This window comes from Kribbella antiqua (genome assembly GCF_004345665.1).
GTDB lineage: Bacteria > Actinomycetota > Actinomycetes > Propionibacteriales > Kribbellaceae > Kribbella > Kribbella antiqua.
Window position 1 is genome coordinate 68,751 of record NZ_SLWR01000009.1, and the last position, 13,151, is coordinate 81,901.

At 67.0% G+C, this 13,151-nt stretch carries 13 protein-coding genes; 8 read left to right on the plus strand and 5 right to left on the minus strand.

The genetic code is table 11. The features are described 5' to 3' along the window. Positions 1-33 precede the first annotated feature (33 nt). The 8 genes from EV646_RS24795 (at position 34) to EV646_RS24830 (ending at position 6,412) form a co-directional block, all read left to right on the plus strand. On the plus strand, positions 34-1,116 hold the full coding sequence (locus tag EV646_RS24795; RefSeq protein WP_132152553.1) for a PP2C family protein-serine/threonine phosphatase: 1,083 nt from the start codon (positions 34-36) through the stop codon (positions 1,114-1,116). Positions 1,117-1,135: 19 nt separating this feature from the next. After that, positions 1,136-1,573 (plus strand): hypothetical protein, encoded by a 438-nt coding sequence (locus EV646_RS24800; protein WP_241996306.1) that lies wholly within the window; start codon positions 1,136-1,138, stop codon positions 1,571-1,573. A gap of 36 nt (positions 1,574-1,609) precedes the next feature. After that, positions 1,610-2,047, plus strand: coding sequence for an SRPBCC domain-containing protein (locus EV646_RS24805; RefSeq protein ID WP_132152557.1), 438 nt, complete (start codon positions 1,610-1,612; stop codon positions 2,045-2,047). A 65-nt stretch (positions 2,048-2,112) separates the two neighbouring features. Continuing rightward, the gene (locus EV646_RS24810) at positions 2,113-2,553 is read left to right on the plus strand and encodes a nitroreductase family deazaflavin-dependent oxidoreductase (RefSeq protein ID WP_132152559.1); all 441 of its coding nucleotides are present in this window, start codon (positions 2,113-2,115) and stop codon (positions 2,551-2,553) included. A 147-nt stretch (positions 2,554-2,700) separates the two neighbouring features. Next, positions 2,701-3,429: a CDP-alcohol phosphatidyltransferase family protein gene (locus tag EV646_RS24815; protein WP_132152561.1), complete on the plus strand. Its 729-nt coding sequence runs from the start codon at positions 2,701-2,703 to the stop codon at positions 3,427-3,429. Between the two features lie 3 nt (positions 3,430-3,432). Then, complete coding sequence (locus EV646_RS24820) at positions 3,433-4,269, plus strand: hypothetical protein (protein WP_132152563.1); 837 nt, start codon at positions 3,433-3,435, stop codon at positions 4,267-4,269. Between the two features lie 222 nt (positions 4,270-4,491). Continuing rightward, complete coding sequence (locus EV646_RS24825; RefSeq protein ID WP_132152565.1) at positions 4,492-5,712, plus strand: S1 family peptidase; 1,221 nt, start codon at positions 4,492-4,494, stop codon at positions 5,710-5,712. Between the two features lie 190 nt (positions 5,713-5,902). Beyond that, positions 5,903-6,412, plus strand: a complete 510-nt coding sequence (locus EV646_RS24830) for a hypothetical protein (RefSeq protein WP_132152567.1) — start codon at positions 5,903-5,905, stop codon at positions 6,410-6,412. A gap of 10 nt (positions 6,413-6,422) precedes the next feature. On the opposite strand, the gene EV646_RS24835 is transcribed toward EV646_RS24830, so the two are convergent. The 5 genes from EV646_RS24835 to EV646_RS24855 all read right to left on the minus strand — a co-directional run bounded on the left by EV646_RS24835 (position 6,423) and on the right by EV646_RS24855 (position 12,693). Beyond that, the gene (locus EV646_RS24835; protein WP_132152569.1) at positions 6,423-7,574 is read right to left on the minus strand and encodes an AAA family ATPase; all 1,152 of its coding nucleotides are present in this window, start codon (positions 7,572-7,574) and stop codon (positions 6,423-6,425) included. Then, on the minus strand, positions 7,568-8,122 hold the full coding sequence (locus tag EV646_RS24840; protein WP_132152571.1) for a carbohydrate-binding protein: 555 nt from the start codon (positions 8,120-8,122) through the stop codon (positions 7,568-7,570). The genes EV646_RS24835 and EV646_RS24840 overlap by 7 nt, the downstream gene beginning before the upstream one ends. Further along, the gene (locus tag EV646_RS24845) at positions 8,119-9,045 is read right to left on the minus strand and encodes a sialidase family protein (protein ID WP_132152573.1); all 927 of its coding nucleotides are present in this window, start codon (positions 9,043-9,045) and stop codon (positions 8,119-8,121) included. Before EV646_RS24845 ends, EV646_RS24840 begins: the two co-directional genes overlap by 4 nt. Before the next feature lie 115 nt (positions 9,046-9,160). Continuing rightward, positions 9,161-11,032: an ABC transporter ATP-binding protein gene (locus EV646_RS24850; RefSeq protein WP_132152575.1), complete on the minus strand. Its 1,872-nt coding sequence runs from the start codon at positions 11,030-11,032 to the stop codon at positions 9,161-9,163. After that, positions 11,029-12,693, minus strand: a complete 1,665-nt coding sequence (locus tag EV646_RS24855) for an ABC transporter ATP-binding protein (protein WP_241996307.1) — start codon at positions 12,691-12,693, stop codon at positions 11,029-11,031. The genes EV646_RS24850 and EV646_RS24855 overlap by 4 nt, the downstream gene beginning before the upstream one ends. Between the last annotated feature and the right edge of the window lie 458 nt (positions 12,694-13,151).

Here is a 13,151-nt window from a genome sequence, read left to right on the forward strand (position 1 = left end):
CGGACCCGTCGGTGCCGTTATCTTCTTCACACCATGAGCGGTCTCGCTGAGGTACGACGCATCGGCCGCCGGGTCGAGGGACTGGTTCGTCGTGCCCGTCGATCACACCAGGCGGCGTTCGCCGCGCTGCTGGTGATGACGATCGCCTTCGCGGCCGCCAGCCTGGCCTCGCCCACGCATGTGCCCGCGTCGATCCTGATCATTCCGCTGCTGCTCGGCGGCCTGCTGCTGCGGTTCCGCCAGTTGGTCGCGCTGACCCTGATCAATGTTGCCTTCGGCGCGTACGTCGTGATGTCGCGGCCACCGGATCTGCCGAAGACCGGGTTCGTGCTGGTGCTCGGGGTGGTCGGCTGGATCGTGATCACCGGTGCGAAGGTGCGCAGCCGGCTCGGGGTGCCCGGGACTCGGGGTGAGTCGATGCTGATGGAGTTGCGCGACACCCTCACCGCGCAGGGGGAGCTGCCGACACTGCCGCCGGCCTGGCGGGCCGAGGTCGCGATCCAGTCCGCGGGTGGGTCGACGTTCTCCGGCGACTTCGTGGTGTCGACTGTGCGCGACGACGTACTGGAGGTCGCGCTGGTCGATGTCTCGGGCAAGGGAATCGATGCCGGGACCCGGGCGCTGCTGCTGTCCGGTGCGTTCGGTGGGCTGCTCGGCGTCGTACCGGTGCAGGAGTTCCTGCCGTCGGCGAACCGCTATCTGCGTCGCCAGGATTGGGACGACGACTTCGCCACCGTGGTGCATGTCGCCGTCGACCTGCGGACCGGGGACTTCGACGTACGGTCGGCCGGTCATCCGCCGGCGATCCAGTTCGACGCGTGGTCGGGGCGTTGGCAGACGCGGGAAGCGGACGGGCCGTTGCTGGGGCTGATGGAGGCGCCGGAGTTCTCGGTGGACCACGGGCAGCTGAAGCCGGGCGACGCCTTGTTCCTCTACAGCGACGGGATGGTCGAGACGCCGCGCCGCGACATCGGCCGTGGTACCGACCGGCTGGCCGGGCATGCGGAACGCCTTGTCGGCCAGGGATTCGAGGGCGGCGCGGCCGAACTCGTCGCGGCCGCCGGCGGACCGGGTGACGACTCGGCCATCGTGATCATCCATCGCAAGCACTCTTGATGGCGTAGCCTCCTCGATCGTGACGATCGATGGAGCTGATCGGACTGCGCCGGACCTGTCGTTCGAGGAACTGGTCGCATTGATGCCGGACGCGGTGCGCGAGGCGTTCCCGCCGACCCGGTGGCAGTTGCAGAAGTTGTGGGCGCTGGATCTGAAGACCGAGCCGGTGGAGGTCGCCGACCTGAGCTGGATGTTCGAGCTGCCGTTGTGGCAGCTCGACGGCGAACGCTTCAAGGTCACCCCGAACCAGGTCGCCGCCACCCCGATGAACTTCCGCGCGCACTACCAGCGGGTGATGAACGCCGACCTCGAGTACCCGATCAATCTGGTCGCGTACCGCGGCCGCCTCGTCGTACTCGACGGAATCCACCGCCTGCTCAAGGCTCACTTCCTCCGCCGCCGCTGGATCGAGGGCAAGATCGCCACCGCCACCCAACTCCAGTCCTGCGCCCCCTGACCGCTTCCGGCCTGGTGGAGTGGGAGGGTGGTGGGTATGGAGGAGAGTGTGGAGCGTGAGGTGTACGTCGCTGCGCGGCCGGAGGTGGTGTGGTCCGCGGTGACGCAGGGAGAGGAGTTCGCTCGTTGGTATGCCTTCGGCGGAGCGGAGATCGACCTGCGGCCGGGTGGGCGGCTGGTGATGCGCTGGGACGAGCACGGGGAGTACTTCGGTTTCGTCGAGAAAGTCGAGCCGGGACGCCGGTTCGCCTACCGGTACGCCGTACAGCCAGGGGTGGAGCCGGCGCCGGGGAACTCGAACCTGGTCGAATTCACCCTGACGCCGGAAGGCGAGGGGACCAGGCTCGGAGTAGTCGAGAGTGGGTTCGACCGGCTGGAGTTGACCGAGGAGGCGTGCAAGGAGCACCTCGCGGCGTCGGCTCAGGCGTGGGACGGCAGCCTCGCCGCCCTCAGTGAGATCGCGCCCGGACTCTGACCCCCGCCTGACCATCGACACGCGGTCGTTTCGGATGATGATGCGTCACCATTAGACTTAGTCGTATGACATCGAACACTGACGACTACGCCCCGAGCCCGACCGACTGGGTTCGCACCCAGGTGGAGAAGGTCGAGTCGGCCGGGCCCACCGAGGCCGTGGACATCATGGGGATGAAGGTCGTGCTGCTGACCATGCGCGGCGCCAAGTCGGGCAAGCTCCGCAAGGTGCCGCTGATGCGGGTCGAGCACAACGGTGTGTATGCCGCGGTCGCCTCGCTCGGCGGCGCTCCGAAGAACCCGGTCTGGTACTACAACCTCAAGGCCGACCCGAAGCTCACTCTCCAGGACGGCACGGTCACTCGTGAGTTCGTCGCCCGGGAGATCGAGGGCGCTGAGTACGACGAGTGGTGGGAGCGCGCGGTCGCGGCCTACCCGCCGTACGCCGAGTACCAGACCAAGACCACCCGGAAGATCCCGCTGTTCGTGCTCGATCCGGTCAAGTAGCGCGTCAATTCGTCGTACAGATCGGCAGGTGGTCAGCGGGGCCGCGCCTGGCTTGTGAGACGCTGGCGGCGGCCGGGTTGCATCGACCCGGCCCGGCGCTGCTGCGTCGACTGAGTTCTGGGAGTCGTCCTGACCACACACGACGCGGTGCAGGAACCGTTCGCCGGGTCGACGCGGTTGCGTCTGGCCGGACTGGCACTGCATGCCTATACCGCGAGCGGAACGGTGCTCGCGCTGCTGATCGTCATCGCCGCGATCGACGGAGACGCCGTACGCGCGCTCTGGCTCGGTCTGGCGGCGCTGGTGATCGACGGTACCGACGGGATGCTCGCACGCCGGCTGCGGGTGAAGGAGACCATCCCGTGGTTCGACGGCGCGATGCTGGACAACATCGTCGACTACCTCACCTACGCGTTCGCCCCGATCGTGCTGCTCTGGACCGGCCACTACCTGCCGTCCGGCGCGTGGGGCGCCGTACTGGCCGCGCTGCCATTGCTTGCCTCCAGCTACCAGTTCTGCCGGGTCGACGCGAAGACCGACGACCACTTCTTCCTCGGCTTCCCCAGCTACTGGAACGTGGTTGCCTTCTACGTCGTGATCCTTGGGCTGGGCCCGGCCGCCACCGGCGTCATCCTGGTGGTCTGCTCGGTGCTGGTGTTCATCCCGGTGAAGTACGTCTACCCGTCGCGGACCAAGGCGTTCCGGTCGCTCAACCTGCTCACCACCGCGATCTGGCTGGCGTCGTACGCCGTACTGCTCGCGCAGATGCCTGACCCGAATGCGATCGTGGTCGCGGTGTCGCTGGCCTATCTCCTGTACTACGCCGTGCTCAGCCTGTACCTGACGTTCTGGGTGCCGCGGCGGCGGGTCGCTTAGTTCATGGTCCTTGGTCTTGGCGCGGCGCTCGGTGCCGCGGTGCTCTTCGGTGTGGCCTCGATCCTCCAGGCGGTCGGCTCGCGCAAGGTGCCGACGGAGTCGGAGCTGGACCCGCGCCGTCTCGGCGGGTTCGTCGTCGCACTGCTCAAGCAGCCCGCGTTCTTGGGTGCGCTGGTGCTCAACTTGGCCGGGTTCGCGCTGCATTTCATCGCGCTGCGTCTGCTGCCGCTCTACCTGGCTCAGGCCGGGATCGCCGCCAGTCTGGTCGTCACGGCATTGCTTGCGACCCGGCTGATGTCGGATCAGTTGAGCTGGCTGGAATGGTCGGCTGTGATCGGGGTCTGCGTCGGCCTCGGCCTGCTGGCGGTGTCGGCCGGCTCCGCGGGTGACAGCGCGCGCCACCACGGGCTGACGATCGGCATCATCGTCGGGCTCGTCGTGATCGCCGTACTCGGTGCGGTGGCCAGTCGCTCGCAGCACGGCGTCTCCACGGCCCTGCTTGGTCTGCTCGCGGGACTCGGGTACGCCGGTGTCGCCATCTCCGCGCGATTGCTGCAGGACGGGTCGATCGGCGAGCTGCTTCGAAGCCCGACGACGTACACGCTGCCGATCAGCGGGGCGCTGGCGTTCATCCTGTACTCGCTGGCGTTGCAGCGCGGATCGGTGACCCTGGCAACCACCCCGATGATCGCCCTGCAGACCATCACCCCCGCCGCCGTCGGCGTCTTCGTCCTCGACGACGCCGTCCGCTCCGGCTGGTGGCCGGGCGCCATCACCGGCTTCGTCCTGTCCGCGATCGGCTCCGTCATCCTGGTCCGTTTCGAATCCGTCAAAGACTGAGTTTCATCCCCACGCGCCGCTACGCCCGCTCCTGCGTCGCGTGCTCGGGTGGCATGCATCCTCGGCATCGTCGCCGCCCCTACTCGCTTGACGGGTATCGACCGATTGCAACTAGGTGCAAAAGCCTTCAGTTGTGGTGGGGTTCGCGTAGAGACTGTGGGCTCGCCCACCCTCGGCAGATGTGGAGTTACTCCATTGCGAAGATCATTGTCACTTGTCGCCGTGTTGGTGTTGGTTTCGGCCGGCGCCACCGCAGCAGGCGCTTCGGCTGCTCAACCCGCACCTCGGCCTTCGGTCAGCAAGGCTGATATCGCGCCCCTCTCGGAGGCGTATCTCGCTCGAGCCAAAGCGCGCGCGGCTTTGAAGAACGCGGCTTGGCCGGCCGGTGTGCAATACCAGCACCTGGAAACGGCCACTGATGGATCTCTCACCGTTGTCGTCACCGGGGACTCGTCGGCCAGAGCCAAGTCGTCGACCCTGACCGCCACGGTCAGTGAAAAGCTCCGCGCCGCTTCGGTGAACCCCGATGTCAAGGTTCGGTTCGCTGCCATCCCGGACAAGACCCTGAACACGGCCGTCGACCAGCTCTCCGATTTCAAGGCATGGGCAGGCGACCTGGCGCACCTGGTGAACCTCGTGACTGCTGACACCACCAAGTCGGTTGTAACGATCGGCAGCACGGTGAAGTCTGCCGAACTCGAAAGGCGGGCGATGGCCCGCGCCAAGGTGCCGTTGCGGTTCGTCATCTCTCAACCCATGACGCGCGCCGGGCGGTACAACGACACGGCGCCGTGGGACGCCGGGAATGCCCTGACCCACCGAGTCGCCGACATCGGCCAGGTGGGCAAGGCCTGGTGCACCCAGGGGTTCTCTTGGCGGCGATGGTCGGACAACCTCAACTACGCAAGCTCGGCCGGCCATTGCTGGACGATCAACACCAGCGTCTTCAACGGCGATCCGAATCAGCGGATCGGGTATGTGGCCGGCCGCTGGTTCGCCAACTTCGGGCCCACCGATTTCGAACTGATCAGGCCGACGGTGGGATATGTCACCGCAACCGTGTGGATCGGCGGCCCGCAAACCAGTGATCTACGGGTCGTGGCCGGTGCGGACAATGTGAACTCGGACGACAACATCGGTGAAGACGTCTGCTTCAGCGGCGCGAACGGTGGCACCCACTGCGGTGAGATCACCGACGCCAACGTGACACGTGGCTTCGACGACGGAACGTCGACCCGCGACCTCACCTGCGTGAAGATGCCTGCAGGCAACATCGTGGGCGGCGATTCGGGCGGTCCGGTGCTCAGTACCTATTCGAACGGCAAGGTGCATGCCTGGGGGCAGACCGTGGGCACCCAGGCGGACGCGAACTGCGCCGCCGTTTACACCCCGGTTCTGGCCATCTCTGCGGCCGTCGGTGCCACGATTCTGGTAAATCCCTGACAGCGAGAGCTGCCCGGGTACGGGCGTCTGCGGGACGTCCGTACCCGGGCACGCTCCGGGGCGCGGGGCGCGCTGGAAGAAGCGGGCAGCCTCGACGCCAATCGGAGCCCTGAAGTTCAGTCAACTAGCCGCGTGGCGAGCGCTTGACTCGCTTCGCAAGAGCTGCACAGGCTGGCCGGAGTGGTCTGGCGTGGGTGGCGCCAGGCGAGAGGGGGAAATCATGCTTCGCATCATGCGTTCGTTTGCGCTGCTGGCGGTCGCGCTGGCCAGTTGTCTTGTCGCGGTCCAAGCAGCGCAGGCCGCGCCGCCGGTTGTGCCCAACGGGGAGCCGTTCGAGATCTTGTCGCCTGCCGGCGAGTACTGCTCGTTCCCGCTTCGTATCTCTGGCGAAAGCGCCGCAGTGGTGAGGCCCGGATCGCCGAACGGCGATCTCATCATCACGGGCGCGGTCGCGGTGACGGTGACGAACCTCGCAACGGGGGAGTCGCGCAGCTACAACGTGTCCGGGCCGACGTTCGTCGACGCCCAGACCGGTCTTCAGGTGTTCAGGGGGCCTGCGCTGATCGGGCAGCCGGTCAGTGTGAATGCCGAAGACACCTTCCTGATCATTACCCGAGGTCAGTGGACGTTCGACCCAACCACCACCGCTCACTCGTTCCGGGGCAGGATCGCGCACGATATCTGTGCGGAGCTCGGGTGAGCTGGATTCGTTAGCGCGTCGGCCACTTCCACGGTGGTTCATCTAGGGGGCCTTGGCCGGCGATTGTGGTGGCGCCGTGGTCTTTGACGAGCTCGATGGTGTGTAGGTCGTCGGTGAGGGCTTCCAGAGAGGCTACGAACGGGCGGGAGTGGGTGACGACGATGACTTGGGCTTCCTTGGCGGCGATGACGACTAGGTTTGCCAATGCGGGAAGGAGGTCTGGGTGCAGGCTCGTCTCGGGCTCGTTGAGGACTAGTAGTTCGGGTGGGCGCGGAGTGAGGAGTGCGGCGACCCACAGTAGGTATCTGAGGGTGCCGTCTGAGAGTTCGGCGCCTGAGAGCGGCCGGAGTAGGCCGTGTTGGCGGAAGGCGATTTCGAAGCGGCCTGCGGTGTTGACGATTTCCACGTGGCTGCCTGGGAAAGCCAGCGCGACGGCGTCGTTGAGTGCGCCCTTTGCGCCGATCTCCTTGATGGTTTGGAGGGCGGCCGCGACATCGGAGCCGTCTGGTGCCATCACCGGCGTACGGGTGCCGATCTGGACGCGGCGGGCCGGTGCGTCGGCGTCGGTGCGGAAGTGGTCGTAGAAGCGCCAGGAGCGCAGCCTGTCCCGGACGGTGAGCAGCTCTGGTGCGCGTTCGGGGTCGGCGAACTCGCTGAGCATGCTGTCGAACGTCTGCAGTTGATGCCCGCCCCGCTGCCACTCGCCACTGCCGGAACGGATCCGCACCTCGCGGTTCACCCGCTCCACCAGCAGCGCCGCCGGTCGCAGGAAAGGCCCGGCCCACAAGGCTTCGCGCTTGATCTCCGGATCGAGGTCAAACACGGAGCCATTGGGTATCGGCAGGCCCAGATCCATCAGGTAGCCGTAGTCGTCACCCGCGAAGCCCATCCGCAGCCCGACGGCCTTGGTGCGCACCGTTCCCTGCACCGGGCGGTCCTTGCGGACGTGCTCTGGTCCCGCCCACAGAGTCGACTGCAGGCCGCCTTCGCGCGCCAGCGCCGCCACGGCTCCGTTGCGTGACGCGTCTGCGAGCAACCGGAGCGCCCGGTACAGACTGGACTTGCCCGTCCCGTTCGCCCCTGTCACCACGTTCAACCCACGCAGCGGCATCACCATCCGCCGCAAGGACCGATAGTTCTCCACCGCCAGCGTGGTCAGCACACGACCAACCTAGCGACGTCCTCCGACAGTCCTATGGCTGGCGGCGGAAGCGGACTGCGTCGGCGATGACGTAGCCGTCTGCGTTGTCGCTGAGTTCGACGTAGCCGGTGGTGCCGGCTTTGAAGGCGAAGGTGCCGATGGACATCCACTCGCCGGTCCGCGGTCCGGTACGCCGCGGACGCGCTGGCCGGGCGGAAGCGGGCGAAGTTCGCGCCGGTGCCTTTGGCGTGGGTGAGGTAGTTGTAGCCGTAGTAGCCAGGGATGCTCCGGCCGCTGTTCCAGGTGCCGACCACTGAGAAGCCGAGTCCGTCGTTGTCGACAGTGACCTCCTCGCGGATGTCCGGAGCGGACGGCGACGTCACCAGGCTCCGCCGCTCGAGTGCGACCGCCGTACCGCCGCCGCGACCAGCACCGGCCAGTGTGAAGCGGACCGTGTGCCGGCCCGGTTGCAGTCGACGCTTGTCCAGCAGGAGTACGTCGTACCCGTCGCCGCGGAAGCTGGTGAGGTCGATGGCGCTGGTGCGCGGTGTTTGGCCGTCTACCGTCACAGTGACCAGACCGCCGTCCCGGACAGATGCGCCAGATCCGAGTAGTAGCCGCGGCCCTGGTGAACGGTACGTGCGTACCGGAAGGACTCGCCTTCGTCGTAGCTCACCGAGACGGTCATGTTCCACCGCATGGGCGCATCCGGCCGGCTGAACAGCACCCGGTTGCCGATGTACCTGGTGAGGCCGGTGTCGACGCCGTTGAACAGTCCGGCGCTGAAGTCCATGACCGGCCGCGACCAGCTCAGCCCGCCGTCCTCGCTGACCGCGATACCCCGCGGCCAGTCGTTGCCCGAACCCGGACGGCTGTTCAGCACGACTGTCCCGTCCGCGCGCTGCAGTAGCCTCGCCTCGCCCAAAGTGGGTATGCCAAAGCCCATCGGCACCTCGCCACCGGCCAGCCAGCTCCGGCCGTGGTCGTCGCTGTAGACGGTGGAGACGCCGTAGTTGCGGTCTGCCGCTGGAACGCCGGTGATGATCGTGCGATGCGAGATAGTCACCAGCAGCCGTCCCGAGTCGAGCTGGATGCCGTGGCCTGGGCCAGGCCCGTGCATCTTCCAGCTGTACGGGAAGTGGTCGAACAGCCCGGCCAGACTGCGTGGAGCGCTCCAGGTGACGCCTTTATCCGTGCTGGAGATGACGTAGACGGTGCTGGTGTCGGAGGAGCAGCTTGTGTTCTCCGGCAGCCGCTCACAGAGCCCGTGGAACAGGAAGACCTCGCCAGTGGTCCGGTCTACGACGAAGGTGGGGTTGGCCCAGCTCTGGCCGCTCACTGAGGGCACGACGGCGTACGACGGGGTCCACGTCTGCCCGCCGTCGGTACTACGGCGGATGAGCAAGTCATGTGGTCCGGCGTCGCACACCTCGTGACGGCCCTCGGTGCAAGCGATCAGGGTGTCGTCAGGCAGTACGGCGAGGCCGTGCATGCCCCCGGAAGCTACCGGCGACCCGAGCGGCCCACCAGACGCTAATCCTTATTACTACAAGGCCAAATCCGGACAATGACACGAAGCGGCCGCCGGTCCGGCGGCCGCTTCGACGTCAGGCCAGGGAGTCTTCCCAGGCTTGGTGGAGGCCGGCGTAGTTGCCGCCGGTGGTGATGAGGTCGGTGGGGGCGCCGTCCTCGATGATGCGGCCGTGTTCCAGGACGATGACCCGGTCCGCGGTTTCCACTGTGGACAGCCGGTGTGCGATGACGATCGCCGTACGGTCCGCCAGGATGGTCCGGAGCGCGCGCTGGATCAGCCGCTCGCTGGGGATGTCCAGGCTGGACGTCGCCTCGTCCAGGATCAGTACGGCGGGATCCGCGAGGAACGCCCGGGCGAACGCGACCAGCTGCCGCTGACCCGCCGACAGACGCGAACCCCGCTTCTCCACCGCGGTCTCGTAGCCGTCCGGCAGCGCCATGATGAAGTCGTGTGCGCCGATCACCTTGGCCGCTTCGACCACCTCGTCCAGCGTGGCGCCCGGCTTGCCGAACCGGATGTTGTCCGCGACCGAGCCGGTGAACAGGAAGTTCTCCTGGGTCACCATCACCACCCGCTCACGCAGGTCGTCCTCGGTCAGGTCGCGCAGGTCGGTCCCGTCCAGCAGCACGTGGCCACTGGTCGGGTCGTAGAACCGCGCTACGAGCTTGGCGATCGTGGTCTTGCCCGCACCCGTCGTACCGACCAGTGCGAGTGTCTGACCGGCCGGAACGTCCAGTTGTAGACCGGGCAGCACCGGTACGCCGTCGACGTACTCGAACCGGACGTTCCGCAGTTCCAGGTGACCACGCGCCTTGCGTGGCTTGGCCGGCTCGAGCGGCTCTGGGACGTCCGGCGTTTCGTTGAGGACACCTGAGAGCTTCTCGAGTGCGGCCGAAGCGGACAGGAAGGTGTTGTAGAACTGCGAGATGTCCTGCAGCGGTTCGAAGAACTGCCGCAGGTACAGCAGGAACGCGGTCAGCACACCGACCGTCACGTGCCCGTGGTAGGCCTGGTAACCGCCGTACGCCAGGATCGCGACGATGGTGATGTTGCCGACGCCCTTGATCGACGGCATGAAGATCGCGTTCAGCCGGAACGAGTCCAGGTTCGCTTCCCGGTACCTGTCGTTGACGCCGTGGAAGATCTCCTCGTTCCGCGGTTCCCGGCGGAACGCCTGCACCGCGCGGATCCCGGTCATCGACTCGACGAAGTGAATGATGACCAGTACGACGGTCTCGCGCGTACGGCGGTAGACGACGGCCGACCGGCGCCGGAACCAGGCGGTGATCAGCACCAGCGCCGGGAACGACAGCAGCGCCAGCAACCCGAGCTTCAGGTCCAGCGTGAGCAGCAGAATCGCCGTACCGATCAAGGTCAGCAGCGCTGTGACCAGACCGTCGAACCCGTTCGCCAGCATCTCGTCGATGACGCCGACGTCGGACGTCATCCGCGAGATCACCCGGCCGGAGGTGTACTTGTCGTGGAACGACGGGCTCAGCCGCTGGAAGTGGTCGAACACCCGCCGGCGAAGCCCGAGCAGGATCTCCTGGCCGAGCTTCCCCGACCGCATCAGGAACACCTGCCGCGCGGCCGCCTGCAGCAGCGCCATCGCCAAGACCAGGCTGACGACCGTGATGAGGGTCTTCGCGCCCTCACCGGCCAGGATCGGCGGGATGCCGTTGTCGATGCCGAGGTGGACCAGGTACGGCACCGCGAGCCGGGCGGCGTTCTCCACCACGACGATCACGACCAGCAGCCAGATCATCTTCCGGTACGGCCGCAGCAGCTCACCGAGCAGCTTGCGGGAGTCCTCCTTCAGCCGAATGGTCGTTGCCCTCGACAACTCCCGTTCGCCCTCGTCCTCGAACACCCCGCGCCACGACTGCTCGGTGGTCTCCTCGTCCCGGGTGTCGTCGGGAGGAGGTGTCTGCTGGGTTGTCGTCATGCGTGCACCTCCTCGTCCTCCGCCGCGAGCAGCAGCCGGTACGCCGGTACGTCGGCCAGCAGCTCGTGATGTGTGCCTACGTGGGTGACCGTCCCGTTCTGGAGCAGGGCGACCTTGTCGGCCAGCATCACCGTGGACGCCCGGTGTGCGACCACGATGCCGGTGGTTTCGGAGAGCACGTTGCGCAGTGCCTCCTCGACCAGCGCCTCGGTGTGTACGTCGAGGGCGGACAGCGTGTCGTCCAGCACCAGCACCGCCGGCTTGGCGAGCACCGCGCGGGCGAGCGCGAGTCGTTGCCGTTGGCCACCAGACAGGGACATGCCCTGTTCGCCGACCCGGGTGTCCAGGCCCCAGGGCAGCTCATTGGCGAACTCGGCCTGGGCGACCTGAAGGGCCTGCTGGACCTCAGCCTCGGTCGCGTCGGGGCGGCCGAGCGTGAGGTTCTCCCGGACGCTCATGGAGAACAGCGTCGGGTCGTCGAACGCGGATGCGACCGCACTGCGCAGCGACGGCAGAGTCAGGTCGCGGATGTCGTGGCCGTCGAGCGTGATGCGCCCGCCGGTCACGTCGTACAGGCGGGGGACCAGCGCGGTGAGCGTGGTCTTGCCTGATCCGGTCGCGCCGACCAGGGCGAGCGTCGTACCGGGGGCGAGGTCGAGGTTGACGTCGTGCAGGATGTCGGGGGAGTCCGGGGAGAACCGGAAGCTGACGTTCTCGAACCGCAGGTGGCCGCGCGGGTGCTCCAGCTCCTCGGGTCCCGACTTGATGGTGGACCAGGTGTCCAGGATCTCGCTGATCCGGTCCGCCGCGGTCATCGACTCCTGGGCCATCGCGAGGATGGCGCCGAGCGACGTGACCGGCCAGATCAGCGACAGCATCAGCGTGATGAAGGCGACCAGCGTGCCGAGGGTGATCGCCTCCCGGCCGACCGCGAGCGCGCCGAGCAGCAGCACGATCACCAGGGTCAGGTTCGGGATCACGCCCAGGAAGCTCCAGAACCTGGACGCCAGCCGGACCTTCGCCACCTCGCTGTCGTACAGCGTGACGGCGCCGTCGTCGAACTGCTGCTGGACGTGCTGACGCCGGCCGAACGCCTTGATCACCCGGAAACCGAGCGCCGACTCCTCGATCAGGGTGGCCAGGTCGCCCTGCTGGTCCTGGACCTGCCGGGAGATCACCAGGTACTTCTTCTCGAACCGCATCGAGACCACGATGATCGGCACCGCCGCCAGCAATACGACGACGCCGAGCGGCCAGTAGAGCCGGAGCAGCAGGAACGTGACGACCACCAGTTGCAGGATGTTCATCACCAGGAACAGCAGGCCGAAGCCCATGAACCGGCGGATGGTGGACAGGTCAGTCGTGACCCTGGAAAGCAACTGGCCGCTCTGCCAGCGGGTGTGGAACTCCATCGGCAGCGACTGCAGGCGGACGTACAGGTCATGCCGGAGCGTGGCCTCGAGGTCGCTGACCGTGCGGGACTGGGCCCAGCGGCGGACCCAGACGAGCAGTACTTCGGCGATGCTCAGTCCGAGGGCGAGGAACGCGAGCGGGACCAGCAGGTCGAGCTCGCGGCGGGTGACGGGGCCGTCGATGATGGCCCGGGTGACGAGGGGAACGGTGAGGCTGACGGCGACACCCAGCGCGGCGGTGGAGAACATCAGCGCCAGGCGCCAGCGGTGTGGCCGGAGATAGGGGCGGAGCCGCCAGAGGTTGCGGCTGCGTTCGGGTGCTCGGGTGGTAGGGGCTGCGATAGAGGGCGCTTGGACAGGTCTCTCTGAGGGCATCTGGACGGGCGCACTTCCCATCATGCTCGAGTCTTTGGGGTCGCTACCGGAAAACCGCGCACTTTCCAGTATCGCTCAGTGGTAAGCGCTTGTCCTCCGAATTCCATTCCCTGCCGATGAATTACCGCTTCTTGCAATAGGCGAGCCCCGTGACCCTGCGGTGACGGGGCTCACAGTTATTGCGGATCGTGATGAATCAAGCTCCCAGGAACGCCACTGCGTCGATGATCGCCGGGGCCGTCGAGGTGGAGACGATCTTGACCGCGCCGGTGCGGAAGGCGGTGACCGGCGCTCGAGCATCCACCGCTGGCTTGGGACGCGCGCTGGTTCGA

Bases quoted from the DNA above. Each gene is read 5' to 3' on its own strand.
- EV646_RS24850 (WP_132152575.1), bottom strand. From the start codon at position 11,032: ATGACGACAACCCAGCAGACACCTCCTCCCGACGACACCCGGGACGAG.
- EV646_RS24855 (WP_241996307.1), bottom strand. From the start codon at position 12,693: ATGTTCTCCACCGCCGCGCTGGGTGTCGCCGTCAGCCTCACCGTTCCC.
- EV646_RS24820 (WP_132152563.1), top strand. From the start codon at position 3,433: ATGGTCCTTGGTCTTGGCGCGGCGCTCGGTGCCGCGGTGCTCTTCGGT.
- EV646_RS24805 (WP_132152557.1), top strand. From the start codon at position 1,610: ATGGAGGAGAGTGTGGAGCGTGAGGTGTACGTCGCTGCGCGGCCGGAG.
- EV646_RS24795 (WP_132152553.1), top strand. From the start codon at position 34: ATGAGCGGTCTCGCTGAGGTACGACGCATCGGCCGCCGGGTCGAGGGA.
- EV646_RS24810 (WP_132152559.1), top strand. From the start codon at position 2,113: ATGACATCGAACACTGACGACTACGCCCCGAGCCCGACCGACTGGGTT.
- EV646_RS24845 (WP_132152573.1), bottom strand. From the start codon at position 9,045: ATGCACGGCCTCGCCGTACTGCCTGACGACACCCTGATCGCTTGCACC.